We start from the raw sequence: 363 nt of genomic DNA, 5'->3' as shown, positions 1-363 counted from the left end.
CGCCTTCGAAGGCCGCCTGACCCCGAGCAACAACTGACACCTCAACAACCAAGATCAGCCGTTAAATTGACACACCCTGTCTACCCGGAAGATCTGGCGCGAGCTGAACCGGCAGGGACATACGGTGGCCCGCTGCACCATCGAGCGTCTGATGCGCGAACTCGGCATCACCGGCGCCGTCCGCGGCAAGAAGGTGATAACGACGATCACCGATCCGGCCGCCGGGCGGGCCCCGGACCTTGTCGACCGCGACTTCGTCGCCCGTGCCCCGAACCGCTGCTGGGTTGCCGACTTCACGCATGTCGCCGCCTGGAGCGGTGTCGTCTACGTCGCCTTCGTCGTGGACACCTTCTCCCGGCGCAT

General features: G+C 65.3%; 1 pseudogene. It reads left to right on the top strand.

Annotated elements, in window-relative coordinates:
• Window positions 1-85: 85 nt before the first annotated feature.
• Window positions 86-363 (top strand): annotated as a pseudogene (locus RMT89_RS41645) (IS3 family transposase); the annotation flags it as partial.

It is taken from the genome of Streptomyces sp. P17 (genome assembly GCF_032436805.1).
Classification (GTDB): Bacteria; Actinomycetota; Actinomycetes; order Streptomycetales; family Streptomycetaceae; genus Streptomyces.
This window is presented reverse-complemented; position numbering and strand designations above follow the sequence as displayed.